General features: G+C 61.6%; 22 protein-coding genes, 1 tRNA gene and 1 pseudogene. 16 read left to right on the top strand and 8 right to left on the bottom strand.

Features of this window, described 5'->3' with window-relative positions; all coding sequences use genetic code 11:
* Window positions 1-68: 68 nt before the first annotated feature.
* Window positions 69-1,595 (bottom strand): FAD-dependent oxidoreductase, encoded by a 1,527-nt coding sequence (locus tag ACVWVY_RS12145; protein ID WP_456626588.1) that lies wholly within the window; start codon window positions 1,593-1,595, stop codon window positions 69-71.
* A gap of 37 nt (window positions 1,596-1,632) precedes the next feature.
* Window positions 1,633-2,251 (bottom strand): annotated as a pseudogene (folE, locus tag ACVWVY_RS12140) (GTP cyclohydrolase I FolE).
* Between the two features lie 317 nt (window positions 2,252-2,568).
* On the opposite strand from folE, the gene ACVWVY_RS12135 reads away from it, so the two are divergent.
* Together ACVWVY_RS12135 and ACVWVY_RS12130 are read left to right on the top strand one after the other, a co-directional pair.
* Window positions 2,569-3,273 carry a protein-L-isoaspartate(D-aspartate) O-methyltransferase gene (locus ACVWVY_RS12135; RefSeq protein ID WP_456632180.1) on the top strand — a complete coding sequence of 235 codons (705 nt, stop codon included), beginning with the start codon at window positions 2,569-2,571 and terminating at the stop codon, window positions 3,271-3,273.
* Between the two features lie 222 nt (window positions 3,274-3,495).
* Window positions 3,496-5,226 carry a SulP family inorganic anion transporter gene (locus ACVWVY_RS12130; protein ID WP_456626587.1) on the top strand — a complete coding sequence of 577 codons (1,731 nt, stop codon included), beginning with the start codon at window positions 3,496-3,498 and terminating at the stop codon, window positions 5,224-5,226.
* A 209-nt stretch (window positions 5,227-5,435) separates the two neighbouring features.
* Here ACVWVY_RS12130 and ACVWVY_RS12125 read toward each other — a convergent pair whose 3' ends face one another.
* Window positions 5,436-5,891 carry a GatB/YqeY domain-containing protein gene (locus ACVWVY_RS12125; RefSeq protein WP_456626586.1) on the bottom strand — a complete coding sequence of 152 codons (456 nt, stop codon included), beginning with the start codon at window positions 5,889-5,891 and terminating at the stop codon, window positions 5,436-5,438.
* Window positions 5,892-5,972: 81 nt separating this feature from the next.
* Here ACVWVY_RS12125 and ACVWVY_RS12120 point away from each other — a divergent pair, with 81 nt between their 5' ends.
* The 6 genes from ACVWVY_RS12120 to ACVWVY_RS12095 all read left to right on the top strand — a co-directional run bounded on the left by ACVWVY_RS12120 (window position 5,973) and on the right by ACVWVY_RS12095 (window position 10,802).
* Window positions 5,973-6,353, top strand: a complete 381-nt coding sequence (locus ACVWVY_RS12120) for a hypothetical protein (RefSeq protein WP_456626585.1) — start codon at window positions 5,973-5,975, stop codon at window positions 6,351-6,353.
* A gap of 182 nt (window positions 6,354-6,535) precedes the next feature.
* The gene (gene carA / locus ACVWVY_RS12115) at window positions 6,536-7,726 is read left to right on the top strand and encodes a glutamine-hydrolyzing carbamoyl-phosphate synthase small subunit (RefSeq protein WP_456626584.1); all 1,191 of its coding nucleotides are present in this window, start codon (window positions 6,536-6,538) and stop codon (window positions 7,724-7,726) included.
* A gap of 186 nt (window positions 7,727-7,912) precedes the next feature.
* On the top strand, window positions 7,913-8,413 hold the full coding sequence (locus ACVWVY_RS12110) for a PaaI family thioesterase (RefSeq protein ID WP_456626583.1): 501 nt from the start codon (window positions 7,913-7,915) through the stop codon (window positions 8,411-8,413).
* Window positions 8,414-8,549: 136 nt separating this feature from the next.
* The gene (locus tag ACVWVY_RS12105; RefSeq protein WP_456626582.1) at window positions 8,550-9,077 is read left to right on the top strand and encodes a hypothetical protein; all 528 of its coding nucleotides are present in this window, start codon (window positions 8,550-8,552) and stop codon (window positions 9,075-9,077) included.
* Between the two features lie 142 nt (window positions 9,078-9,219).
* Entirely contained in the window at window positions 9,220-10,446 is a 1,227-nt protein-coding gene (locus ACVWVY_RS12100; RefSeq protein ID WP_456626581.1) for a M4 family metallopeptidase, read from the top strand.
* A gap of 56 nt (window positions 10,447-10,502) precedes the next feature.
* Complete coding sequence (locus tag ACVWVY_RS12095; protein ID WP_456626580.1) at window positions 10,503-10,802, top strand: protealysin inhibitor emfourin; 300 nt, start codon at window positions 10,503-10,505, stop codon at window positions 10,800-10,802.
* Window positions 10,803-10,825: 23 nt separating this feature from the next.
* On the opposite strand, the gene ACVWVY_RS12090 is transcribed toward ACVWVY_RS12095, so the two are convergent.
* Both ACVWVY_RS12090 and ACVWVY_RS12085 read right to left on the bottom strand, forming a co-directional pair.
* Window positions 10,826-11,128, bottom strand: a complete 303-nt coding sequence (locus ACVWVY_RS12090; protein ID WP_456626579.1) for a hypothetical protein — start codon at window positions 11,126-11,128, stop codon at window positions 10,826-10,828.
* Between the two features lie 202 nt (window positions 11,129-11,330).
* Window positions 11,331-12,140, bottom strand: a complete 810-nt coding sequence (locus ACVWVY_RS12085; protein ID WP_456626578.1) for an HlyD family secretion protein — start codon at window positions 12,138-12,140, stop codon at window positions 11,331-11,333.
* A gap of 526 nt (window positions 12,141-12,666) precedes the next feature.
* On the opposite strand from ACVWVY_RS12085, the gene ACVWVY_RS12080 reads away from it, so the two are divergent.
* The 3 genes from ACVWVY_RS12080 to ACVWVY_RS12070 all read left to right on the top strand — a co-directional run bounded on the left by ACVWVY_RS12080 (window position 12,667) and on the right by ACVWVY_RS12070 (window position 16,058).
* A complete protein-coding gene (locus tag ACVWVY_RS12080) occupies window positions 12,667-14,130 on the top strand; it encodes a DUF1254 domain-containing protein (RefSeq protein WP_456626577.1) in 1,464 nt (487 codons plus the stop codon).
* A gap of 342 nt (window positions 14,131-14,472) precedes the next feature.
* Window positions 14,473-15,495: a SphA family protein gene (locus tag ACVWVY_RS12075; RefSeq protein WP_456632179.1), complete on the top strand. Its 1,023-nt coding sequence runs from the start codon at window positions 14,473-14,475 to the stop codon at window positions 15,493-15,495.
* 128 nt (window positions 15,496-15,623) lie between these two features.
* Entirely contained in the window at window positions 15,624-16,058 is a 435-nt protein-coding gene (locus tag ACVWVY_RS12070) for a DUF2721 domain-containing protein (protein WP_456626576.1), read from the top strand.
* Window positions 16,059-16,142: 84 nt separating this feature from the next.
* Here ACVWVY_RS12070 and ACVWVY_RS12065 read toward each other — a convergent pair whose 3' ends face one another.
* Entirely contained in the window at window positions 16,143-16,451 is a 309-nt protein-coding gene (locus ACVWVY_RS12065) for a hypothetical protein (RefSeq protein ID WP_456626575.1), read from the bottom strand.
* Window positions 16,452-16,622: 171 nt separating this feature from the next.
* Window positions 16,623-17,156 carry a Dps family protein gene (locus ACVWVY_RS12060; protein ID WP_456626574.1) on the bottom strand — a complete coding sequence of 178 codons (534 nt, stop codon included), beginning with the start codon at window positions 17,154-17,156 and terminating at the stop codon, window positions 16,623-16,625.
* Window positions 17,157-17,278: 122 nt separating this feature from the next.
* Here ACVWVY_RS12060 and ACVWVY_RS12055 point away from each other — a divergent pair, with 122 nt between their 5' ends.
* Both ACVWVY_RS12055 and ACVWVY_RS12050 read left to right on the top strand, forming a co-directional pair.
* Window positions 17,279-17,983, top strand: a complete 705-nt coding sequence (locus ACVWVY_RS12055) for a class I SAM-dependent methyltransferase (RefSeq protein ID WP_456626573.1) — start codon at window positions 17,279-17,281, stop codon at window positions 17,981-17,983.
* Window positions 17,984-18,065: 82 nt separating this feature from the next.
* Window positions 18,066-18,141 (top strand) — tRNA-OTHER (locus ACVWVY_RS12050).
* A gap of 143 nt (window positions 18,142-18,284) precedes the next feature.
* Here ACVWVY_RS12050 and ACVWVY_RS12045 read toward each other — a convergent pair.
* The gene (locus tag ACVWVY_RS12045; RefSeq protein WP_456632178.1) at window positions 18,285-18,653 is read right to left on the bottom strand and encodes an ArsR/SmtB family transcription factor; all 369 of its coding nucleotides are present in this window, start codon (window positions 18,651-18,653) and stop codon (window positions 18,285-18,287) included.
* A gap of 109 nt (window positions 18,654-18,762) precedes the next feature.
* On the opposite strand from ACVWVY_RS12045, the gene ACVWVY_RS12040 reads away from it, so the two are divergent.
* From ACVWVY_RS12040 to greA, 3 genes are all read left to right on the top strand, one after another.
* Window positions 18,763-19,935, top strand: coding sequence for an MFS transporter (locus ACVWVY_RS12040; RefSeq protein WP_456626572.1), 1,173 nt, complete (start codon window positions 18,763-18,765; stop codon window positions 19,933-19,935).
* 138 nt (window positions 19,936-20,073) lie between these two features.
* The gene (gene carB, locus ACVWVY_RS12035; protein WP_456626571.1) at window positions 20,074-23,538 is read left to right on the top strand and encodes a carbamoyl-phosphate synthase large subunit; all 3,465 of its coding nucleotides are present in this window, start codon (window positions 20,074-20,076) and stop codon (window positions 23,536-23,538) included.
* A gap of 218 nt (window positions 23,539-23,756) precedes the next feature.
* Window positions 23,757-24,230 (top strand): transcription elongation factor GreA, encoded by a 474-nt coding sequence (greA, locus tag ACVWVY_RS12030; protein ID WP_456626570.1) that lies wholly within the window; start codon window positions 23,757-23,759, stop codon window positions 24,228-24,230.
* Window positions 24,231-24,556 lie beyond the last annotated feature (326 nt).

Genomic DNA, 24,556 nt, shown 5'->3' with positions numbered 1-24,556 from the left:
TAGTTTTAAGGACGTGGATGCCCGGGACAAGCCCGGGCATGACGCGGGGAAAGGTTTTTCTTCCCGACTTAAGGGGACCGCGCCCTCTCCATCGCAACCTCGGCTTCGAGGCTTGCGATGTCGCGATAGATCGAGGCGATGGCGAGCACGCGGCCACGGCTCTTGTACTGGAGCAGGCAATCCTTAGCCGCGATATTGCCGTCCACGGTGATTTCGTCCCATTTCTCGGCGTGGCCGACATAATTGATCGGCACATCGTAATGCTGGCTCCAGAAGAACGGCACGGCATCGAACGGCTCGCGCTGCCCGAGCATGTTTCGTGCCGCGGTCTGGCCCTGGCGCTCCGCCACCACCCAATGTTCGACGCGGATGTTCTCGCGGGAATGCGGATCAGGCCAGCGCGCGATATCGCCCGCGGCATAGATGCCGGGCACGCTGGTTTCGAGATAGGCATTGACGGTGACACCCCGATCGATCGCCAGTCCCGCTCGCTCCGCCAACCCAAGGCGCGGGCGCACGCCGACCCCGATCACCACGATATCGGCCTCGATGGCGCTGCCGCTCTTAAGCGTTGCGCGTTTACCCTCGATCGCGGTGACGGTGTCGCCGAGATGAAAGATAACGCCATGCTCCTCATGCAGGGCGCGGACGAAGTCGCCCATCTCCGGCCCGAGCACGCGCTCCATCGGGCGCTGCTCCAGTCCGACGACGTGGACCTCGACATTTCTGGCGCGCAACGACGCTGCGGCCTCTAACCCGATAAAGCTCGCGCCGATCACAACCGCGCGCCGCGCGCCATCGGCCAAGGCAATGATGGCGCGGGAATCGGCCAGCGAGCGCAGCACGTGAACATGGGGCTGGTCGGCGCCGGGTATCGGCAGGCGCACCGGCTCCGCGCCGGTCGCCAGCAGCAGGCGGTCGTAAGCGACGGTCTCCCCGCCAGCAGTGACGACATGGCGCGCGTTGGTGTCAATTGAGGTGACCTCGGTGTTGAGCCGCAGATCGATCTTCGCCTCGACATAGAAATCATCCGGCCGCAACGGCAGCCAATCCTCCGGCGCGCTGCCGGCGAGATAATCCTTGGAGAGGTTCGGCCGGTCCACCGGCGCCGCAGTCTCGTTGCTGAACATCACGATGCTGCCGCGATAATCCTGCCGCCGCAGCATCTCGGCGGCGGCAAAACCCGCCGCGCCACCGCCGACGATCACGATCTGGCGGGGTGCATCGGCCGTGGGCCTCGCCTGCGGGCTCGGCTGTTCACGCTTTTCGCGAACGAAGATGCGACCGTCTTGCTGCTCGACCTTCCAGACTGCAATCGGACTGAGCGCCGGCGCCCGGGTGGCTTCGCCGGTGCGCAAGTCGAAACAGGCGTGATGCCAGGGACAACGGATGCCCTCGCCGGTAACGAGGCCTTCCGCGAGCGGCCCGTGGTAATGGCTGCAATGGGCGCCGATCGCAAAGATTTCGGCGCCCGAACGCACCAGCACAACTTCATCGTCGCCGACATGACCAAGCAGGGTCTCGCCCACGAATTCGGACAGTGGTACGCCGTTTGACAGATCGGGACCGGCGGGTGGCGCTTGCTGATCGGCCATCTCTTCCTCCGCTGTGTCTTCTTCCGCTCTCGTTGCTCTATGTCGCCATTCCCAAAAATTCCTGGCGGGTCAGCGCGTTGTCGCGAAAGCAGCCCAGCATGCGACTGGTCACGAGGTCGGTGTCCGGCTTGTGCACGCCGCGCGTCGTCATGCAGTGATGCGACGCCTTGATAATGACGCCGACCCCCTGCGGTTCCAGGACGTCATTGATGGTGTTGGCGATCTGCGCGGTCATCTTTTCCTGAATCTGCAGGCGGTTTGGCATAGACGTCGACGACGCGCGCCAGCTTGCTGATACCGACCACGCGGCCATTTGGAATGTAGGCCACCCAGGCCTGGCCGATGATCGGCGCCATGTGGTGTTCGCAATGGCTCTCGAAACGGATGCCGCGCAGCACGATCATCTCGTCATAGCCTTCGATTTCCTCGAAGGTCTTCTTCAGGATTCCAACGGGGTCTTGACCATAGCCCGAGAAGAATTCCTCGAACGCGCGGGTCACCCGCGCCGGCGTCTCGCGCAGGCCGTCCCGTTCGGGATCTTCGCCGGTCCATCGGATGATGGTGCGCACGGCCTGTTCGACCTCGGCCCTGCTCGGCCTCTGGATCTCGGACAGCGACGCCCTTGCGCGATCCAGTGCATGTACGTTCGGATTCATTGCGATGCCTTTCCACGACAATTGCCAGGGAGATTGAACCCATTGGATGTCGCGTCGGCGAAAAGGTTCCCGATGGTGGCGGTCTTCCCGCTTCAGCCGCGGCAATGTGTGCCGAGGGGTCAGCTTACCGGCCAGGTGCTGGCATGGTATCAAGACTTGCTGGAGGACCGCCTGAACGCATTGCGGTCATTCGCTGGACGCCGTGTTTCGCTTGAACGGCTGATCGGTCGAATTCTCTCGTTGCGCTCAGCGGTCGACGCGAAGCGTGGACCGACGGGAGCACAATCATGAAGACCATGCTGCTACTGGTGCTTTCCATGGCTGCCGCCGCGCGGGATGCGACCGCACAGGACGAACAATGCGTCCGCGAACGCGCCGCCATGGTCGAAACCATCAAGGACTACGCCCGGTCCCATGCCGTTGTTTCGGGACAGCAGGGTTTCTCGGAGCGGGTCCTCGAGGCCATGGGGCAAACGAAACGCCATCTGTTCATTCCCGAGCGATCCTGCTCGATCGCATACGCGGACATGCCGCTTCCGATCGGCCGCGGCCAGACCATATCGCAGCCATTCATCGTGGCCTTGATGACAGAGTTGGCCGTGGTCGCGCCCGATCACGTCGTGCTCGAAATTGGTACGGGTTCGGGCTACCAGGCCGCCATCCTTGCGCACCTGGCGCGAAAGGTCTGCACCATCGAGATTATCCCGCAATTGGCCGAGGCCGCCACGAAAACACTCAGAGACCTCGGGTATGACAATGTGAGCGTAAGGCTTGGCGACGGCTATGTTGGCTGGCCCGAATGCGGTCCCTTTGACGCCGTCGTGGTGACCGCCGCGCTTGGACAGATACCGCCGCCGCTGATCGAGCAGCTCAAAGTGGGTGGTCGGCTCGTCATGCCGGTGGGAGCCGAGTATGGCATTCAGCACCTCACGGTCGTCGAGAAGACCGCCCCTGACAAGACGACAACTCGCGCCGTCGCCCCCGTGCGCTTCGTGCCCTTCACGCGTTCACAAAACCGGTAGCGGTCCGGTTCTTGAGAAGCGGGACTCGAGAGGTCGCCGAGGTGGCTGGAGCCTTGCGGAAATGCACGTTTGCAACGGCGGCAATTGCCACGAATGCGAAGTAACGACGACGGTCGCGCGGATGCTCGCATTAAGCGGAAGTGCGAAACTCCGTACAGCGATCAGCGAGCGCAAATTCGATATAGGTAGCGTTTCAAAACTGGATTCGAGGAGTGACGACCAATGGCCGGACGAATCGACTGGTTACGCTGGCTGCCAGGGTTGCGCACTCTGCATCAATACAATGCTGCGTGGCTGCAGCAGGATCTATTTGCCGGGCTCGTGCTGGCGTCGATGCTGGTGCCCGTCGGTATTGCCTACGCTGTGGCCTCTGGCTTGCCGGGAATATATGGGCTCTACGCAACGATCATACCGCTGCTGGCCTATGCTCTGTTCGGCCCCAGCCGCATCCTGGTCCTGGGACCGGACTCAGCCCTAGCCGCCATCATCCTCAGTGTCGTGCTTTCATTGTCCGGTGGAGACGCCCGACGTGCTGTCGTGTTGGCCAGCATGATGGCTATCGTTTCGGGGACGATGTGCATCCTGGCAGGCGTGGCGCGCCTCGGCTTCGTTACCGAACTTCTTTCAAAGCCCATACGGTACGGCTACATGAACGGAATTGCGTTGACGGTATTGATCAGCCAACTCCCCAAGTTGTTCGGCTTCTCCGTTGAAAGCGACGGACCGATCAGAAGCCTATGGGCCATCGCTCAGGCGATATTTGAGGGAAAGACGAACTGGACAGCGCTTCTGATAGGAACGGGCACGCTGGCCGTGATCCTGCTGCTGAAGGGCAGCAAGCGGTTACCGGGAATTCTAATTGCGGTCGTCGCGGCAACCGCCATCGTTGCAGCGCTGGACCTCGCTTCGCGCAGCGACGTCGCGGTTCTGGGTCCCCTTCCGCAGGGTCTACCGTCGTTCGCGGTCCCCTGGATTGTCCAGACCGACATCTTCCCAGTGCTGATCGGAGGTGGCGCCGTTGCCCTGGTGTCGTTCGCCGACACGAGCGTGCTCTCGCGGGCTTTCGCCGCACGAACTGGCTCTAAGGTCGATCCCAACCAGGAGCTGATAGGACTCGGAGCCGCCAATTTGGCCACAGGATTTTTTCAGGGCTTCCCGGTCAGTAGCAGCAGTTCACGCACTCCTGTGGCCGAAGCCGCCGGTGCCCGCACGCAATTGACCTGCGTCGTCGGCGCCCTGGCCATTACCCTTCTGCTATTGGTGGCGCCAAACCTTCTTCAGCATTTGCCCACGACAGCGTTGGCCGCAGTTGTGATAGCTGCGGCGATCGGTTTGATCGAAACTGCTGACCTGGGCCGGATCTATCGCATCCAACGATGGGAGTTCTGGCTCTCTGTCGTGTGTTTCGCTGGCGTGGCCGTGCTCGGCGTCATCCCGGGAATAGGTCTGGCCATCGCCATCGCAATCATCGAGTTCCTGTGGGATGGCTGGCGCCCGTACTCTGCAGTGTTGGGCCGGGCTTATGGTGTCGAGGGCTATCATGACATCACGCGGTTTCCGAATGCCCGCCGGATTCCTGGCCTGGTTCTGTTTCGATGGGACGCGCCGTTGTTCTTCGCGAATGCCGAACTGTTCAAAGAGCGCGTCCTGGATGCGGTGGCGCAATCGCCTACGTCTGTGCGTTGGTTTGTCGTGGCAGCGGAACCCGTAACCAGCGTAGATGTAACCTCCGCTGATGTGCTCGCCGAGTTGCACGAAACGCTGCACGACAAGGGCATAGAATTGCGTTTTGCCGAGCTCAAAGATCCAGTCAAAGACAAGCTGAAACGATTCGAACTGTTCGCACGTTTTGGCGAACAGTCGTTCTTCCCGACCATTGACGCAGCCGTCGCTCGCTACCTCGAAGCACATCACGTCGATTGGGTCGACTGGAAGGACGAAACGAAGGCGTGAGATAGTTCGCAAGCGCCGGAGGCAGCCAGCTTGTCATCCGTCCAGCTGCACGTCCGCTCCTGGCAGGCACTTTCGGTTCTCGCGCCACGTCTGCTTTCAGTCCGATGCGCGACCCAAAGCGGACGCGTGCAAACATTGTCCGCGGGAACACTAAATTCGCAACTTAAACGGGCGCCAGGCGAAGATCTGAGGGCTCGTCCAGAAAAAACTCACCCCGCAAGCGCCGCCTTCACCATCCCGCTGGCTTTTCCGAAATCCATCTGGCCGGCGAATTTTGCGCGCAGCACGCCGATCACCTTGCCCATGTCCTTCATGCCGGCGGCGCCGGTCTCGGCGATCGCGGCCGATATCGCCGCCTTCATCTCATCCTCCGACATCTGTTTGGGCAGGTAGGCGGAAATGATGGCGATCTCCTCGCGCTCCTGCGCGGCGAGTTCGGCGCGGCCGCCCTTGTCGTAGAGCTCGACCGATTCCTGGCGCTGCTTGATCATTTTCTGAAATACGCCAAGCAGATCGGCGTCTGTCAGCGGCGGCTTGCCCTCCCCGCGCGCGGCAATGTCGGCGTTCTTGATGGTCGAATTGACCATGCGCAGCGTGGAGAGCTTGCGCTCGTCCTTTGCCTTCATGGCGTCCTTGACCGCGTTGTTGATGTCGTCGCGCAGCATGATTTCCTCGCTGAGAATGCTGAGAATTAGTTCTCGCCCAGAGACGCTCGGTTAATCCTCCCGGCCTATATAAGGACTGGCATGAAGGTCGAAAAGCAGTTTGCTGCGCTGGTATTGTGTCTTGTGGTGCTTTGGGCAAGCCGGTTTGCCCCGTATTCGTGCGAAGCTCTTGGCGACCATCGCGTTGAAGCCGCATCGTCGTGGCTGGCGATCGCCGCAGCGGGAGGACTCCTGACCCTTTTTATGTATCCGCTCGCCTACGACGTGGTTTCTTTCCTGACATACCGGCTGGGTTGGGAGGCAAGTTTCGATCATCTCGAGGTCTATCCGGGCGACCCTCCTGCGCCGAACGCGCGGCCCACGTCCCTGAAGACCAAGTTGCTCCTATTCTACCCGCTTGATCTTGCTGCCGTGATCTTCTTCCTGCTGCCTTTGTGGACAAAAGTCGCCTACTGCGGCTAGGGAACGCGCAGCACCGGCTCGAATTGGTCAAGCCGGATGACCCGATTCAGGCCGATTTGGCCCAAACCGGCCGAGACCGCCGGAACCGGCGGTCAAATATGCAGCAAACGCATGTGAATCGCGCTGTTTTCTGGCCTTCCGGCTTTGACGGGCGGGGGCGCTTGCGACTATGAAGTGCGCTCATGACAACATCTGAAAACGCTTCAGCCTGGCCGGACCACAAACCGACCGCGCTCCTCGTGCTGGCCGACGGTACCGTGCTGGCGGGCTTTGGCCTCGGCGCGGAAGGCCACGCCGTCGGCGAGGTCTGCTTCAACACCGCGATGACCGGATACGAGGAGATCCTCACCGATCCCTCCTATGCCGGGCAGCTCATCACCTTCACCTTCCCGCATATCGGCAATGTCGGCACCAACGATGAAGACATCGAGACGGTGAACATGGCCGCGACGCCGGGCGCGCGCGGTGTGATCCTGCGCTCGGCCATATCAGATCCCTCGAACTACCGCGCCACAAAACATCTCGACCAGTGGCTGCGCGCCCGCGGCATCATCGGCCTGTCCGGCATCGACACCCGCGCGCTCACCGCGCTGATCCGCACCAAGGGCATGCCGAATGCGGTGATCGTCCATTCGAAGACCGGCGAGTTCGATCTGCACGGCCTGAAGGAAGAGGCGCGCGAATGGCCGGGCCTCGAAGGCATGGACCTGGTGCCGATGGTCACATCAGCCCAGCGCTTCACCTGGGACGAGACGCCATGGGCCTGGGAAAAGGGTTTTGGCCGGCAGAGCGAGCCGGAGTTCAACGTGGTCGCGATCGACTACGGCATCAAGCGCAACATTTTGCGGCTCTTGGCCGGTGAAGGCTGCAAGGTCACGGTGGTGCCGGCGACGACCTCGGCCGAAGACATTCTGGCGATGAAGCCGGACGGCGTTTTCCTGAGCAACGGCCCGGGCGATCCGGCCGCGACAGGCAAATACGCGGTGCCTGTGATCCAGCAGGTGATTGCGTCGGGCACGCCGACCTTCGGCATCTGCCTCGGTCACCAGATGCTGGGGCTGGCCGTCGGCGCCAAGACCATGAAGATGCATCAGGGCCATCACGGCGCCAACCATCCGGTCAAGGACGAGACCACCGGCAAGGTGGAGATCACCTCCATGAACCACGGCTTTGCCGTGGATCAGGCGACGCTGCCGGAGGGCGCGACGCAGACCCACATCTCGCTGTTCGACGGCTCCAATTGCGGCATCGAGCTCAAGGGCAAGCCGGTATTCTCGGTGCAGTACCACCCCGAGGCCTCGCCGGGCCCGCGCGACTCGCACTATCTGTTCAAGCGGTTCGCCGACCTGATGCGGGCGAACAAGCGGGCGTAAGCGCCCTCCACCACCATTGCGAGCCAACGGGTCGTGCGAACGCGCGCCCGATGGCTTCAGCACGATTCAACGTCAACGCATGAGTGGATCAAATCCGGAGCATGATGCGATATCATGTGACGAACGCACCGGTTTGGTGATATTGCCTTTGTATGATGATCGTAATTATAACGACAGGAATACTACATGGATCATAGAACCCCCGCCCCGACGGTCGAATACGGCGTGACGCCGACGCATGTAATGGCGTCGATGTCGGGCCTCGATTTCGTCCGCGCCATCTTTGACGGCCGATTGCCGGCGCCGCCGATCATGCAGAACGTCGAGCCGTTCGATTCCACCGCCGAGACCGGCCACGTGGTGTTCCACAGCGTGCCGGGCTTCCGGCACTACAACCCGATCGGCTCGGTGCATGGCGGCTATGCCGCGATCCTTTTGGATTCCGCGATGGGGCTGGCGGTCCAAACCGCGCTTCCCGCCGGCACCGGTTACACCACGCTCGAATTCAAGATTTCCTTCATCAAGGGCATGACCAAGGATACCGGCCCCGTACGCACCGAAGGCAAGACGTTCAGCGTCGGCCGCCGCGCCGCCACCGCCGAGGCGCGCATCACCGACGCCAAAGGCCGGCTGCTCGCGCATGCGACGACGACGTGTCTGGTGTTCGAGATTCCAAAGGGAACGTAAGCGGCGTACAACAGTTTGAAGTTGTAGAATCGTAGGGTGGGCAAAGCGAAGCGTGCCCACCATCTGGCACACAGCAAGATAATGGTGGGCACGTCGCTAGGGCTCCTTTGCCCACCCTGCGATTCCGGAGACAACCATGCCCGTCGTCAGCGCCGACATCGAGCCCCTCACCTTCGTCTTCGAGGACGACGGCCTCGTGCCCAACAATCCCCTGCCGTTCCTGGTCTACAAGCGCGCGGTGGATGTCGCCAACGATCACCCGGAAAAGACCATCGAGGGCCTGTTCGGCACCAATGGCTGGGGCGCGATGTGGCGCAACGGCGTCTACGATTACCTGCACTACCATTCGACCGTGCATGAGGCGCTCGGCGTCGCGCGTGGGCATGCGCGCGTGCAGTTCGGCGGTGACCACGGCAAGGCACTCGATATCGCTGCCGGCGACGTTGCGATCCTGCCCGCGGGGACTGGCCACCAGTTGATATCGGCCAGCGCAGATTTCTGCGTGGTCGGCGCCTATCCGCCGGGACCATCGATGCAGATCACGCGGCCGACGCCGGAGAACCACGCGAAGGCGCTGAAGACCATCCCGGAAGTAAAGCTGCCGAACACCGATCCGGTGCGCGGAGCGCAAGGCCCGTTGACGCGGTTGTGGAAACAAGACTGACCCTTCGTTCAATTATTTTTGTGAGCTCGTGTATGCTAGCGGGCTTGACGCTCTCTACCTCGGGTAGATAGTCGAGCGATCGTTTAGACTGCATGCGTATCTCATTCATTTCTACCTTAGGTAATTTTGATGGAGGGTTCTCATGTTCACGAACCAATGTCGCTGCATCAACTGCATTACACCGCCCCACATCCTCAACAAGCTGCTCGAAAATCCGGACAAGAGGATTAGCGACGCAGCGTTGCAAACACTGCTGACGACCTCACGCCTGCGCGGCGAGCGAGCCGTAAGGGGCCTCCTTACGCCCGCCGTAGCGGCCTCCGCACACGGCCGACGTACGGTCTTCGACTGCGCCAACAGCACCATTCTTGCGTCGGCGGCAATTGAACGCCCCGAGGATGGTCCCGCCTCGGCGGACGAGTCGGTGAACCGCGCATTCGAAGGCCTCGGACGCACCCGCGATTTCTACAAGGACGTGTTCGACCGGGACTCGCTGGACGGACAAGGCATGCGCCTGAACGGCTACGTTCACTACGATGCAGACTTCAACAATGCCTTCTGGGACGGCAGCCAGATGGTTTTCGGCGATGGCGACGGCGTGCTGTTCACCGACTTTACCAAGTCGCTCGACGTCATTGCCCACGAATTGACGCACGGCGTCACCGAGTTCACGGCCGGACTCGAATATCACAATCAGCCAGGTGCGCTGAACGAGTCGATGTCCGACGTCTTCGGCTCGCTCGTCAAGCAATGGGCCCGCAAGGAGACAGCCGACCAGGCCGACTGGCTGATCGGCGCGGAGATCTTCACGCCCGAGATCGACGCGGATGCCCTCCGGTCGATGAAGGCGCCGGGCAAGGCCTACAACAACGAGCAGTTCGGACGGGATCCGCAGCCCGACCATATGAGCAAGTTTGCGCAGTTGCCTGACACCCGACGGGGCGATTGGGGTGGCGTGCACATCAATTCCGGGATTCCGAACCGGGCGTTCTATCTCACCGCGGTCGGAATCGGCGGAAGCGCCTGGGAAGCGCCTGGACACATCTGGTATGCTGCACTTCAGGCCTCGAAGCCATTGATGCAATTCCAGGAATTCGCCGACATGACGCACGTCAAGGCAGGCGAGCTCTACGGGTCGCAGAGCGCGGAGCAGCAGGCCGTGGTGGCCGCCTGGAAAGAGGTCGGCATCCGCATCAGCGGCGCCCTGACACTGGCTGCAACAACCAGCCGGATGCGCTACCAACCGGCCGCGGCAGCCGGCAATGGACACCACGATGATGCGGAGATGATGCGCAAGATCGAGCAGATGTCGAGCCAGCTATCGAAGCTGTCAAAGGAGGTCGCCAGCCTGAAATCCAAGCCGCATTAGTTCGAGTCGAGACACGAACATCGTGTCAATCCTGACCACCGCCTGGATGGGTGGACATGAAAGTTACGCTTTCCAAACACGGCGGCCAGGCGGCGGGCATCAATCTGCAGCGCCCGCCCCTGGTCGTGGATTCAGCCGCCCTGGACGATTCCGCGGCTTCCGAGCTCAAGAAGCTCGCGGCATCGGCCGTTTCAGCGGCCGTGCCCGAGAGCTCGGGGCGAGCGCGGGATGAAATGAGCTACACCATCACCATCGAGGATGACGGAAGCGAAACCGAGCTGTCGCAGTCCGACACTGCGATGTCGGCCGATTTCGGCAAGCTGCTGGCCTGGCTGCGGCGCCATTCCGGCAAATAGCGCCTGCAGCGCTTTGCATCGGGTCAGCCGCGGCTGGCGATCGGCAAGTTCGGGTTGACTGAAACATCCGCTGCCTGTTCGCCGGAAGACAGCCGCATCGCGGCAACCCGGGCGACAAAAAGCCCGATGACGAGATTAGCCCGTTCAGTCTCCAGTTTGTCGCGGATCGGCCCGGTCGGCTCGGTCGCGCACATGGTCTTGATGCAATCGAGGGTACGGGCCAATGAATCGACGACGGCCAATATCGGTTCCATGGACGGCGGCGCCGCCAGCGGCTCCGGCGACGCTTCAGACTTCGGGCCACGAAGTTCAACTACTTTCTGCATCGCTCGATCCCAAAATCCGAACAGCCTGTAATGCACGGCACGGGCCCGGTTGCGTCCGCGGCAACTGCGCGGACTGATCGGGCGGCTTTCATCATAGCCAAGCCTCCCACAGGCTCGCTTAAATTGATTATCGGAATCTTGCAGCACAATCTAAAGACGCGCGCTTTTTTTGCGCATTTCGGACCATTTTGCGTCCAACCGGCTAAAGATATGCCGTGCAGGAGCCCACCCACACCAGAATCGACGCCAGAAGACCGATCACCCCCGCGTTGCCGGCAAACGCGGTGGCGCTGCCGGACATCCCCAGACGAAGCTGATCGCGGTTCATCCCGTCCGATATTACGGCCGGAAATACTGTCGCCCCGCCGAGCACGTTGGTGCGCGCCAGCGTCCCTGACACGGCGACCTGCCCCTGGCCGATGCCCTTCGGAATCGCCGTGATCCTGGCGTGATAGATGCGGCCGGGAGCGTTGTCGAAAACGATATCGACGGCCGTGCCCTCCTTGATGGTCTGAAAGCCGTTCTGCGAAAACATTCCGACCAGCGTGATCTCGTTCTCGACGATGAACGACATCGCCGAGTGCATCTGCAGCGCCCGATCCCCGACAGTCACTGTCACGAGCGTTACGTAACCGTCCGCCGGAGCGCGAATCGTTGCCTGCGACAATTCCCAACTCGCGTGATCGAGCTGCGCCTGAAGCTGCGCGACCTTGTATTGAAACGGCGCCGGGTCGATTTGAAACAGCACGTCGCTGGCCTTCGCCGGCACGTTCGGCTTGACCGGGATCGCGACAATTTGTCCCGTCACATTCGGCGTCACTTCCACCACGCGGCCGGTCACCGTCACGCGCCCCGACGGCGTCAGATAATTAAAAAGCGCGAGAAATGTCGCGAGAATAAATCCGCCGATGAGCAGCGAGACGGTCCCCGACAACCAACCCCATCGAACCAGTTTGAATTTCGAGAACACGGCCCACAGCGCGACGACATAGAGGCACAGAATAATGATCATGGCTGGCCCTCATTATTCGTTTGTGCTATCCTTCTTCCCGTGGAGCAGTTGAAGTCGCCCTTCGAAGTGATTCACAACAACAAAATTTATAGCATCGAAATTAAAGCTATCCTGTTTCGATTCTGCAGACGCCATACGGCGTTAGATGCAGCAGACGCTGCATATTCAGCTGCACGTTCGCTCGCGCGCCCCAAGCGCGAGTGCTTCAAGTCGTTCCGTGGTTTTTTGTACAAGGAATGATGTCATGCGCATCACAACACCGAACCCGATTTTCGGAATGCTCGCCGTAACCGCGACGTTGCGCGGTACCGAGCCATCACCCGATCAGAATTATCCTTATCCGCACTGTTACTGAGACGAGACGCGGGGAGTCGCGACGCCGGTCGACCAAGGCCGGTGATATGATGCCGATCAGTTAACCGAAAGAAGCAGCGCACGCACCATCAGGAGATGCCGGGACGTTGGACAAGGAGAATTGAACGAAGTCGTAAATCAAAATTGAACAATTCAGAAAAGGAGGTTCGACATGTTTCGAGGAATCCTGCCAATAACATTGTCTCTCTGCCTTGGTGCGGCGACAGCATCCTCGGCGCTGGCCCAATCGGCGGCGCCGATCACCGAACAGGAGGCGCACGCCATCGCGGTCGACGCCTATGTTTATTTCTACCCCCTCTTGTCGATGGACGTGTCCCGTAAGCAATTCACAAACGTCGAACAGGGCAAGGAATCCTTCAAGGGCCCGATGAATACGTTCGTAAACGTGCCCGAATACCCGCCGGCAGACTTCAAGGGTGTCGTGCGCTCCAACTTCGATACGTTGTATTCCGTCTCCTGGCTGGACATGACCAAGGAGCCCGTCGTCATTTCGGTTCCCGAGACTGACGGACGCTACTACCTGTTGCCGATGCTCGACATGTGGACCGATGTGTTTGCTTCGCCGGGCTGGCGAACAACGGGCACCCAAGCGGGGACCTTCCTGGTGGCGCCCACGGGCTGGAGGCCAGATCTGCGTGAAAGGTTCGCCGAGGAGTTCAAGCTTCCGAAGGATACCCAGCGGATCGATGCGCCAACGCCTTACGTCTGGGTGATTGGCCGCACCAAGACGGACGGCCCGGCCGACTACGCTGCAGTCCGCAAGATCCAGGCTGGCTACAAGGTCGCCCTGCTTTCGGAATATGGCAGGACGCCGAAGCCGATCGAGGTCAAGATCGACCCAAGCGTCGACATGAAGACGCCGCCAAAGACCCAGGTCGATACCATGACGGCGGGCGTGTATTTCGCCAATGCCGCCGAGTTACTCAAGCTTCATCCGCCGCATATCACCGACGAGCCGATCATCGCGCAGATGAAGAAGATCGGCATCGAGCCCGGCAAGAGCTTCGACATCGGCAAGCTCAATCCAGCCGTGCAACGGGCGCTGGAGACCGCGCCACAGGACGGGCAAAAGCTGATGGCCTGGAAGGTGCCGACGCTGGCGCGAGTCGCCAACAACTGGTCGATGAACACTGACACGATGGGCGTTTACGGCAACTACTACCTGAAGCGGGCGATCGTCGCTCAGGTCGGACTCGGTGCGAACCTGCCCGAGGACGCCATCTATCCGCTCAATCTCGGCGACGAGTCCGGCAAGCCGCTCGATGGCGCAAACAAGTACACCATCACGTTCGAGAAAGGCGCTGCCCCGCCGGTCAATGCCTTCTGGTCGATCACCCTTTACGATCCTGAAGGGTTCCAGGTCGGCAATGCGCTGAACCGCTTCGCGGTCTCCAGCTGGATGCCGTTCAAGCAAAATGCCGACGGCTCCCTTGACCTCTACATTCAGAACGCAAATCCCGGCAAGGACATGGAAGCCAACTGGCTTCCGGCGCCGAAGGGAGCCTTCAACCTGACCATGCGACTCTACAGTCCGAAGTCGGAAGCGCTGACCGGCAAATGGAATCCGCCGCCGGTCGTGAAGTCGCAAACAACGGTGGGCATTTCGGCCCAATGAAAGTTGACGGCCCGCCGGCGCTTCGGCGCCGGCGCAGCCTGCGCGACCCCATGCACGCCATATGCATCGTCCCGCGACCGATCCACTGCCGTCACACTCTCGCAATGCCCGCTAGAGTGAATAGGCGGCGATTTCTCGCGGCTTTAGCGCAACAGTCGCGATGGAATTTCGATCTGAATCATTTCAGCACGCCAATAGCTTACGACGAGACCTTCAATCCATGTCAATCTCGGATCGATCACTGTGATCTCAGGGCATTGGGAGCAGCAGATGGCGCACAAGTCATTCAATCGGGGACTCAACGGCCTTCTCAAATATGCAGGTGCCGGCCTGTCGATTGCGATGCTGGCGGCCCTTCCCGGCGTGGCACACGCCGATGAAAACGGCATCAGCTTCTGGGTTCCCGGTTTCTTTGGAAGCCTGGCGGCCACGCCGCAGCAGCCGGGTTGGTCGCTGGCGACGGTCTACTACCACACCTCCGTCTCCGCGGGCGCCGACGTCGCGCGTGCGCGCGAATTCTCGCTCGGCAGGGTTCCGGGCAACCTTACCGTCAACGCAAATCTGAATTTGAGCGTCAGCGGCACCGGCAATCTTGGCTTTGTGATCCCAACCTATGTATTCGCGACGCCGGTGCTCGGCGGCCAGGCGTCGGTGTCCATGGTAGCAGCCTATGGCGTCGTCGGCACCAGCCTGGCGGGGACCTTGTCAGGCGTGGTCACGGGCCCGCAGGGCAACAGCATCCCGTTCTCGCGGTCCGACAGCATCAGCGACACGACGTGGGGCTTTGGGGATCTGGTGCCACAACTCGCATTGCGCTGGAACGCCGGCGTTCACAACTACATGACCTATGTCACCGGCGACATCCCGGTTGGCGCTTACCAATCCGACCGCCTGTCAAATCTGGGCATCGGACACGGCGCGATCGACGGCGGCGGCGGCTATACCTATTTCAATCCGCAGACCGGCCACGAATTCTCCGGCGTGCTCGGCTTCACCTACAATTTCAAGAATACCTCGACGCAATATCAAAGCGGCGTCGATATGCACTTCGACTGGGGTGCATCGCAATTCCTGTCGAAGCAGGTCATGGTCGGCCTCGTGGGCTATGTCTACAAGGGGATCGGCTGCGACAGCGGTTCCGGCGACCGTGTCGGCTGCTTCCAGTCCCAGGTGGTTGGCGTCGGTCCCCAGATCGGATTCCTTTTTCCGGTCGGTGACATGCAGGGCTATCTCAATTTCAAGGCTTACGGAGAGTTTGCCGCAGAGAATCGTCCCAGTGGCTGGAATGCCTGGGTCACCTTCGCCATCTCGCCGCCGGCGCCCGGCGCGCCTCCGACAACAAAACCCATCGTCAGAAAATATTAGGATCAGGGTGGCCGGAATGTCTGGCTGACGTTCGCGATCTCGCCAATGGCTCCCACCAGCACCGTGACGCCGAGGCGCCGGGTCGTGACCTGCGGCCCTATTTTGCAAGCATCGCGGGCACAGATCCAATGATTCCAGATACGCCGTCCGTCAGCCAGCTATCGCAGGTGATTTCGCAGGCGGCAGCCCCCGCGTTCCTGCTGGGTGCACTGGCAGCCTTCATCGCCGTGCTGATTTCCCGCCTGAACCGAATCATCGACCGCACCGTTGTCCTGAACGGGATACCGGATCACGACACCGTCCGATCCCGGCTCAAGGTCGATCTACCACGCCTGATGCGGCGGGCGGCGATGCTGAACCGGGCGATCTTCTGGGCGGTGATCGCCAGCATTTCGGTGACGCTTCTTGTTATCGTGGCGTTTATAACCGCGTTCTTTCAGCTCCAGCATGAGCGGGGGGTGGCCATCTTCTTTATGATTTCGCTGGGCGCTTTCACAATCTCGCTGGTCGATTTTGCCCGCGAGGTGCGCATCGCGCTGAGCGAGTTCGATCATTACGCCTGACGCGGTGACGCGTTCGTCGCAGCATCACCCCTTTGGCCGGAGGCAGCCCGCGCCGATTGCCTGAGTGAAACCAGCCCAGAACAGCTAACGGCTCCACTGCCCCATCTGCAGGCATGTCAGCAAACTGACGTAACTTGGCGTGCCGCCGACGCTTTCTTGCGAGGTGCAACTTGCCCGGCCTGACGCGGGGAATTTCGACCACTGGCTTGCGAGCTGCTGCTTCGCCTTCTGTTCATCGTTCATGCAGCTCTTCATCGACTGGTCAACGGAAAGGCCGGTGGTGGCGGCGACATCGAGCTTGCAATTCCGCGCAATGTCGAAGTTCGGCACGCCGTCTGCCACCGCAACGACCATCTGCGAGCTCAAAACGATCATCGGAAAAGAGATAGGCATTTCCCGCCTCCTTCGGATCGCAGCAAAAGCTCCGGGCCGCCGCCCTTCGAAGCCACAGCACAGCCTACCGCAAAACCGGCCTGGACGCGACGGGAATGTCCTGCAGGCAGCCGCCGCAGGCGGCAGGGATGGCAAGGCCGCCCCTGCGGGCCTGCTCGAGCGCACCCGCGCTCAGGCCGCGTTGGCGCCTTCCTGACGGCTGGCCTCGAACAGGAACCAGGTACGGCGCTCGGTCTCGTCGATGAAGACTTCGAGCAGGCTTGCGCTGCCGGAATCCTCGTGATCGTCGCAAAGCTTGTGGGCTTTGCGCATGGCCGCCGCCATCTTCTTGTTGTCTTCCATCAATTCGCGCAGCATCTCGCGCGGCGGCACATAGGCGTCGTTGTTGTCCTGGATGGTCTGCAGCTTGGCGATCTGTCCGATCGAGCGGATCGTGATGCCGCCGAGCTTGCGCACCCGTTCGGCGAGCTGGTCGGTAGTGGCGAAGATCGCCTCCGACTGCTGGTCCAGCATCAGATGATAGTCGTTGAAATGCCGCCCGCTGACATGCCAGTGGAAGTTCTTCGTCTTCAAATAGAGGGCGAACGCATCCGCCAGCAACGTATTGAGCGACGCGGAGATCTTCTCCACCGCGGCCTGCGGCAGGTCGGTAGGCGTATCGAGTTCGGGGGATACTTTGTCGGATTTGTTGTTGGTTTTGCTCACGTTGCACCTTCCTGTTAGGAACCGGCTCTAGCGGCGGTGGACATTGGCCGTCGGACGACCTAACGCATCACTTTCAGGCTGGTTCCGCTGCCCGGAACCCGATGATTTTACCGGACGCGCGCATGGACGAATGGATCGACTATTACGATTCCACGCATACGATTTATGCGAGCAAGCTGCATCGCGACCTGCATTTCCAGATCATCGCGCGCGACATCATCGGCTACATCTCTTCGCCCGACTCCGTCGTGCTGGACTATGCCTGCGGCGAGGCGCTGTCCGCCGCCAGGGTAGCCGACGCCTGTGCCCAGCTCTATCTGGCCGAGCCCGCCCCCGGTGTCCGCGGCCGGCTGATCGCGCGCTTTGCGCCGAACACCAGAATCCGCGTCCGCTCGCTCGAAGATCTCACGCGCATGACGGAAAGCTCGATCGATCTCGTCGTCATGAATTCGGTCGCGCAATACATGACGCCGGACGAACTGGATTCGGCGCTGGCCGTCACCCGACGGCTGCTGAAGCCCAACGGTCGCCTGGTGCTGGGCGACATCCTGCGGCCCGAAGTCGGCATGGGCAGAGACGTGCTGGCGCTGTTGAAATTCGCACGCACCCACGGCTTCCTGAAAGACGCCCTGTATGGGCTGGCGAGCACGGCCCTGTCGGACTACCGGCAACTGCGCACCCGCGTCGGGCTGCAACGCTACGGCGAAGACAAGATGTTCGAGAAACTCGCCGCCGCCGGCTTTACCGCCTCGCGCGCGCATCAGAACATCGGCCACAACCCCTGGCGGATGACCTTTGTGGCGCGGCACGCTTTCCAGCGCACCTAAGTTCTGATCGCGCGCTAAGGTTGTTAACCCTAAGACGCGGTAAGGGGTGGTTCACCGCGCCGTGATAAGCAATGATTGCCTCGGCCCGGTGGCGGAAGCGACGACGCGGGAGCAGTGCAATGCTCCTTATCCTGGTTCAAATCCAGGCCGGGCCTCCAGCCTTCGCTGCTGACGCAGCTTCGGCTCGGCAAGCCCTATCGTAGCGAAGGCTGCCTCGGCGTAGCCCAAAGGGCGAAGCCGGGCCTCGGCAATACGGGCTCCGCCTGGCGCAGCCGCGCCGTAGCTCGAAGGCGGGCTCTAATCAACCGGCCCGAACCACTTCGCACTCGGGAAGCTGCAGCCGGCCTGCATCACGGGAAGCGGATTTGATGACCGCATCCATCAGGCCCGGAAAGCGCGCATCAAGATCCTTGCGGCGCAATTTCACGTAGCGTGCCGTACCGACCTGCCGAACCTGGACCAGGCCGGCCTCGCGCAGCCGCGCAAAATGATAAGCCAGATTCGACTTGGCGCCGAACGCGTTGAAATCGCCACAGCGCAGTTCGACGCCGGCGCGATCGTATTTTTCCAGTCCGCAAATGATCCCAAGCCGCGTCGGATCGCTCAGGCAATCCAGCACCATCGGCAGTTCGATCTGCTCGCGCGTCGGATGCAATGGGGAACGGCTCATGTGCCCGAGGCTAGCAGCAACGGGCCTAATGTTCAATAATAATTGAACCATTTGACAAGCGCACATTGGCTGATCCATAGTTCAATAACTATTGAACATAGGTGTCGCGATGAGTATTTTCTGGATTGCGCTTGCGGCGTTTGCGTTCGGCACCGAAGCCTTTGTGATTGTGGGGCTTCTTCCCGTGATCGCGGCTGACCTGCAGATTTCCCTGGCGGCAACGGGACAGCTGGTTACCACCTATGCCATTGCCTACGCGGTCGGCTCGCCGATCCTGGCGGTGACGTTCAATAATTTTGATCGCAAGACCGTTCTCATGCTTGCGCTCAGCTGCTTCATCGCCGGCAATCTGCTGGCGGTCGCAGCCACGTCGTTTCCGGCACTGCTGATATCCCGCATATTCATGGCCCTCGGTGCGGGCCTGTGCGCGCCCACCGGCCTCGCCATCGCCGTTGCTATTGCATCTCCCGGGCGCCGCGGCCGCGCCATCGCGCTGGTCTCCTCCGGTACCACGGTCGCGACCGTCCTCGGCGCGCCGATCGGCACGCTGATCGGCAATGCGTTTGGTTGGCGGTCAGCCTTCATTCTCGTGGCCCTGCTCGGTGCAATCGCACTGGCCGGCCTCTCGTTCGGATTGCCACGCGGCCTGCCGCGCACCACCGCCACGCTGGGCGAGCGGCTGGCGGTCGCGAAACGGGGCGCCGTGCTGCATGCACTTGCCATCACCGTATTTTGGGCGATCTCGGGCTTCACTGTGTTCACCTATCTATCGGCGCCGCTCCGCACGCTTGGATTTAGCTCCGCTGAAATCAGTTTCGGACTGCTGATCTTCGGTTCGGCAGCGGCGATCGGCAACCTCTTGGGCGGCGCACTGGCAGACCGGCTCGGCGCGGTCCCGACCGCGACGCTGAGCCTTGTCGCCTTGATGATCGTGCTCACGCTGCAATCGGTCGCACTGAAATTCGTCCCACCCGAATATGCGCGGAGCGCCTTCGTTGGCCTGCTGTTCTGTTGGGGGTTCGCCGGATGGTCGTTCTATCCAGCCCAGGTCGCAAATCTGCTCACCATTGAAACCGGCGCTTCGACAATTGCGCTGTCGCTGAACATGTCGGCCATGTATTTCGGCTTTGCTGCCGGCGGCGCCTTGGGGGGAGTTGTGCTAGCGGCGCTCACGCCAAGCGACCTCGGCTGGGTTGGGGGATGCGCCGTGGCCGTGGCGCTCGTCTTGATCCTGTCAGGGGCCCGCCAGGAAGCTCACAAATTGGGTAAAATTGCCGGTTGATGGGGGGTTTTGGGGGTTTCGCGGGTGCGGAATCTGGTCTAAAGACCACCCGCGCGCGAGGGTGACCCGCGCTCTTGGCTTAGGGGACGCGCGGTATGCGCGCCCTTTTTTTGTGCCCAAAATCCAGTCTGAGAGCTGATGCCCAAAAGAACAGATATCTCCACCATCCTGATCATCGGCGCCGGTCCCATCGTGATCGGCCAGGCCTGCGAATTCGACTATTCGGGCACCCAGGCGGTGAAGACGCTGAAGGAAGAGGGCTACCGCATCGTCCTCGTCAATTCCAATCCGGCCACCATCATGACCGATCCGGAATTGGCCGATGCCACCTATATCGAGCCGATCACCCCCGAAATCGTCGCCAAGATCATCGAGAAGGAACGCCACGTCATCCCGGGCGGCTTTGCGCTGCTGCCGACCATGGGCGGCCAGACCGCGCTGAACTGCGCGCTGTCGCTGCGCCGCCAGGGCACGCTCGACAAATTCGATGTCGAGATGATCGGCGCCACCGCCGACGCGATCGACAAGGCCGAGGATCGCCAGCTCTTCCGCGAGGCCATGACCAAGATCGGGCTTGAGACACCGAAGTCGCGGCTCGCCAACGCCTCCGCCCTGAAGAAATCCTATCGCGACAAATATCACGCCGAACGCGAGAAGCTGTCCGGTGCCGCGCTCGAAGAGCTCGAACGGCAATGGACGCTGGGTGAGAGCGAGCGCCGCAAGCGCTACCAGGAGCATGCGCTCGGCCAGGCGCTGATGGCGCTGTCCGAAATCGGGCTGCCCGCGATCATCCGCCCCTCCTTCACGATGGGCGGCACCGGCGGTGGCATCGCCTACAACAAGGAAGAATTCCTCGACATCATCGAACGCGGCCTCGACGCCTCCCCGACCAACGAAGTGCTGATCGAAGAATCCGTGCTCGGCTGGAAAGAGTTCGAGATGGAGGTGGTGCGCGACAAGAAGGACAATTGCATCATCGTCTGCTCGATCGAGAACCTCGATCCGATGGGCGTGCACACCGGCGATTCCATCACGGTGGCGCCGGCGCTGACGCTGACCGACAAGGAATACCAGATCATGCGCGACGCCTCGCTGGCGGTGTTGCGGGAGATCGGCGTGGAAACCGGCGGGTCCAACGTGCAGTTCGGCGTCAACCCCGACGACGGCCGCATGGTGGTGATCGAGATGAACCCGCGGGTGTCGCGCTCCTCGGCGCTGGCCTCGAAAGCCACCGGCTTTCCGATCGCAAAGGTCGCCGCCAAGCTCGCGGTCGGCTACACGCTCGATGAAATCGCCAACGACATCACCGGCGGCGCGACGCCCGCCTCGTTCGAGCCGACGATCGATTACGTCGTCACCAAGGTTCCCCGCTTCGCGTTCGAGAAATTTCCCGGCGCCTCCACCACGCTGACGACGTCGATGAAGTCGGTCGGCGAAGTCATGGCGATCGGCCGCACCTTCCAGGAGAGCCTGCAGAAGGCGCTGCGCGGGCTCGAGACCGGTCTCACCGGCCTCGACGAGATCGAGATCGAGGGGCTCGGCCGCGACGACGACAAGAACGCGATCCGCGCAGCGCTTGGCACGCCGACCCCGGACCGTCTCCTGCAGGTGGCGCAGGCGATGCGGCTCGGCTGGTCGAACGAAGAGATCTTCAACTCCTGCAAGATCGATCCGTGGTTCCTCAGCGAGATGCGCGGCATCGTCGACATGGAAGAGAAGGTCCGCAAGAACGGCTTGCCGGGCAACGCCTTCGGCATGCGCTCGCTCAAGACGATGGGTTTCTCCGACGCGCGGCTTGCCGTGCTCGCGGAGACGACGGAGGCCGCTGTGACGGCGAAGCGCCACGCGCTCGACGTTCGCCCGGTTTACAAGCGTATCGACACCTGTGCGGCCGAATTCGCCTCTCCGACAGCCTATATGTATTCGACCTATGAAGCGCCGTTCGCGGGCGCGCCGGCGGACGAGAGCACGCCATCGGACAAGAAGAAGGTCATCATCCTCGGCGGCGGGCCGAACCGCATCGGCCAGGGCATCGAGTTCGATTATTGCTGCTGTCACGCCTGCTTCGCGCTGCATGACGCCGGCTACGAATCCATCATGGTCAACTGCAACCCGGAAACGGTGTCGACCGACTACGACACCGCCGACCGCCTCTATTTTGAGCCGCTCACCGCCGAGGACGTGCTGGAAATCATCGCCACCGAACGGAAGAACGGCACGCTGCACGGCGTGATCGTGCAGTTCGGCGGCCAGACCCCGCTAAAGCTGGCGCGCGCGCTGGAAGCCGCCGATGTGCCGATCCTCGGCACCTCGCCCGACGCCATCGACCTCGCCGAGGACCGCGACCGCTTCAAGCGCGTGCTCGACAAGCTGCGGCTGAAGCAGCCAAAGAACGGCATCGCCTATTCGGTCGAGCAGGCGCGGCTGGTGGCGGCCGATCTCGGCCTGCCGCTGGTGGTGCGCCCGTCCTATGTGCTGGGCGGCCGCGCGATGCAGATCATCCGCGAAGAGAACCAGCTCAACGATTATCTGCTCGGCACGCTGCCCGAACTGGTGCCCGGCGACGTCAAGGCGCGCTACCCGAACGACAAGACCGGCCAGATCAATACCGTGCTCGGCACCAATCCGCTGCTGTTCGACCGTTATCTGTCCGACGCCACCGAGATCGACGTCGACTGCCTGTGCGACGGCAAGGACACCTTCATCGTCGGCATCATGGAGCATATCGAGGAAGCCGGCATTCATTCCGGCGATTCTGCCTGCTCGCTGCCGCCGCATTCGCTGGATGCGAAGATGATCGAGGAGCTCGAGCGGCAAACCCGCGAGCTCGCGCTCGGCCTCGACGTCGTCGGCCTGATGAACGTGCAATATGCCATCAAGGACAGCGAGATCCACGTGCTCGAGGTCAATCCGCGGGCGTCGCGTACCGTGCCGTTCGTCGCCAAGGTGGTCGGCACGCCGGTGGCGAAAATCGCCGCCCGGATCATGGCCGGCGAGAAGCTTGCGGATTTCAAGCTGAAGAAGAAGCAGCTCGGCCATGTCGGCGTGAAGGAGTCTGTCTTCCCCTTCGCGCGTTTCCCCGGCGTCGACACCGTGCTCGGTCCGGAGATGCGATCGACCGGCGAGGTCATGGGCATCGACCGCTCCTTCGAGGTGGCGTTCGCAAAAAGCCAGCTCGGCGGCGGCACCCGCGTGCCGCGCAAGGGCACCGTGTTCGTCTCGGTGCGCGAGAGCGACAAGCACCGCATCGCCGAAGCGGTGCGGCTGCTGTACTCGCTCGGCTTCAGGGTAATGGGCACCTCGGGCACCCAGCGCTTCCTCGCCGATAACGGCATTCCGACCGAGAAGGTTAACAAGGTGCTGGAAGGCCGGCCGCATATCGTCGACGCCATCACCAATGGCGACATCCAGCTCGTTTTCAATACCACCGAAGGGCCGCAGGCGCTGGCCGACAGCCGTTCGTTGCGGCGGGCTGCCCTCTTGCATAAAGTGCCGTATTACACCACTCTTTCGGGTGCTGTGGCCGCCGCTCAGGGCATCCGCGCCTATCTGGGCGGGGACCTTGAGGTCCGTACCCTGCAGAGTTACTTTTCCGAAAACTGATCGTTAGTCGGGCTGAAATGCCCGCTAAACGATTGGCAATAAAGCCGTATGGCTGGAACTCACCGCTCGTTTGGATGTTGAGTAGGCCTTTGAACGGGCCGAGAATTAATAGGCTGGCGGGCCCGTGTTGGGCCACGAAAGCCCGAATCGAAATCTAAAAAGTGCCTCGTGCGCGCAACGCCCCGGGCGGCTCGCACGACGGAAGGACGGAAGAGATGATGGAAAAGGTACCGATGACCGCTGGCGGCTATGCCGCCCTCGAGGTCGAGTTGAAGAAGCGCCAGTCGGAAGACCGCCCGCGCATCATCGAGCATATCGCCGAGGCGCGCTCGCATGGGGACCTTTCGGAAAACGCGGAATATCACGCCGCGAAGGAAGAGCAGTCGCACAATGAAGGCCGCATCGCCGAGCTCGAAGACAAGCTCGCGCGCGCCGACATTATCGACATCTCGAAGCTCTCGGGCGACACCGTCAAATTCGGCGCCACCGTCACGCTGGTCGACGAAGACACCGAAAAGAAGACGGTGTGGCAGATCGTCGGCGAACCGGAAGCCGACGCCAAGAAGGGCCGTATCTCGATCACCTCGCCACTGGCCCGCGCCCTGATCGGCAAGAAGAAAGGCTCGACGGTGGAGGTCGTGGCGCCGGGCGGCGCCAAGGCCTATGAGATCACCAAGGTCGAGTGGCGATAGTCACCCGCAAGTTACTGTTGCGACAAAGCCGCGTTTCGACGCGGCTTTTTTATTGCCGCCGCGCTGACAGGATTGTGAGTGGCGATGCGGCAGATTCCATAATAATCCGATTCCGGACAATGCTTATAAATCATAACTAAATGGCCGCGGCGCCGACGCTGCAGGTCTTGCCGTTTTCGCCGCGAGGCGCGCGCGGTGAGCGGCAGGCTCCGGTGCTGCGTCTTGTTGCGCTGCAATCGCGAAGCGATGACGTGCGAGGGGAATGATTCAATTTCAGGGGTGTTGTTCCGGCATCACACGGGATCGGCCAACACCGTGTAATGTTG

This window comes from Bradyrhizobium sp. URHC0002 (assembly GCF_054059515.1).
Note: the sequence above shows the minus strand (reverse complement) of the source record. Positions and strands in the feature narration are given on the sequence as shown.

What these genes read in the sequence shown, in the direction of transcription:
- ACVWVY_RS12145 (WP_456626588.1), bottom strand. Translation starts at nt 1,595, where the DNA reads ATGGCCGATCAGCAAGCGCCACCCGCCGGTCCCGATCTGTCAAACGGC.
- ACVWVY_RS12135 (WP_456632180.1), top strand. Translation starts at nt 2,569, where the DNA reads ATGGCTGCCGCCGCGCGGGATGCGACCGCACAGGACGAACAATGCGTC.
- ACVWVY_RS12130 (WP_456626587.1), top strand. Translation starts at nt 3,496, where the DNA reads ATGGCCGGACGAATCGACTGGTTACGCTGGCTGCCAGGGTTGCGCACT.
- ACVWVY_RS12125 (WP_456626586.1), bottom strand. Translation starts at nt 5,891, where the DNA reads ATGCTGCGCGACGACATCAACAACGCGGTCAAGGACGCCATGAAGGCA.
- ACVWVY_RS12120 (WP_456626585.1), top strand. Translation starts at nt 5,973, where the DNA reads ATGAAGGTCGAAAAGCAGTTTGCTGCGCTGGTATTGTGTCTTGTGGTG.
- carA (WP_456626584.1), top strand. Translation starts at nt 6,536, where the DNA reads ATGACAACATCTGAAAACGCTTCAGCCTGGCCGGACCACAAACCGACC.
- ACVWVY_RS12110 (WP_456626583.1), top strand. Translation starts at nt 7,913, where the DNA reads ATGGATCATAGAACCCCCGCCCCGACGGTCGAATACGGCGTGACGCCG.
- ACVWVY_RS12105 (WP_456626582.1), top strand. Translation starts at nt 8,550, where the DNA reads ATGCCCGTCGTCAGCGCCGACATCGAGCCCCTCACCTTCGTCTTCGAG.
- ACVWVY_RS12100 (WP_456626581.1), top strand. Translation starts at nt 9,220, where the DNA reads ATGTTCACGAACCAATGTCGCTGCATCAACTGCATTACACCGCCCCAC.
- ACVWVY_RS12095 (WP_456626580.1), top strand. Translation starts at nt 10,503, where the DNA reads ATGAAAGTTACGCTTTCCAAACACGGCGGCCAGGCGGCGGGCATCAAT.
- ACVWVY_RS12090 (WP_456626579.1), bottom strand. Translation starts at nt 11,128, where the DNA reads ATGCAGAAAGTAGTTGAACTTCGTGGCCCGAAGTCTGAAGCGTCGCCG.
- ACVWVY_RS12085 (WP_456626578.1), bottom strand. Translation starts at nt 12,140, where the DNA reads ATGATCATTATTCTGTGCCTCTATGTCGTCGCGCTGTGGGCCGTGTTC.
- ACVWVY_RS12080 (WP_456626577.1), top strand. Translation starts at nt 12,667, where the DNA reads ATGTTTCGAGGAATCCTGCCAATAACATTGTCTCTCTGCCTTGGTGCG.
- ACVWVY_RS12075 (WP_456632179.1), top strand. Translation starts at nt 14,473, where the DNA reads ATGCTGGCGGCCCTTCCCGGCGTGGCACACGCCGATGAAAACGGCATC.
- ACVWVY_RS12070 (WP_456626576.1), top strand. Translation starts at nt 15,624, where the DNA reads ATGATTCCAGATACGCCGTCCGTCAGCCAGCTATCGCAGGTGATTTCG.
- ACVWVY_RS12065 (WP_456626575.1), bottom strand. Translation starts at nt 16,451, where the DNA reads ATGCCTATCTCTTTTCCGATGATCGTTTTGAGCTCGCAGATGGTCGTT.
- ACVWVY_RS12055 (WP_456626573.1), top strand. Translation starts at nt 17,279, where the DNA reads ATGGACGAATGGATCGACTATTACGATTCCACGCATACGATTTATGCG.
- ACVWVY_RS12045 (WP_456632178.1), bottom strand. Translation starts at nt 18,653, where the DNA reads ATGAGCCGTTCCCCATTGCATCCGACGCGCGAGCAGATCGAACTGCCG.
- ACVWVY_RS12040 (WP_456626572.1), top strand. Translation starts at nt 18,763, where the DNA reads ATGAGTATTTTCTGGATTGCGCTTGCGGCGTTTGCGTTCGGCACCGAA.
- carB (WP_456626571.1), top strand. Translation starts at nt 20,074, where the DNA reads ATGCCCAAAAGAACAGATATCTCCACCATCCTGATCATCGGCGCCGGT.
- greA (WP_456626570.1), top strand. Translation starts at nt 23,757, where the DNA reads ATGGAAAAGGTACCGATGACCGCTGGCGGCTATGCCGCCCTCGAGGTC.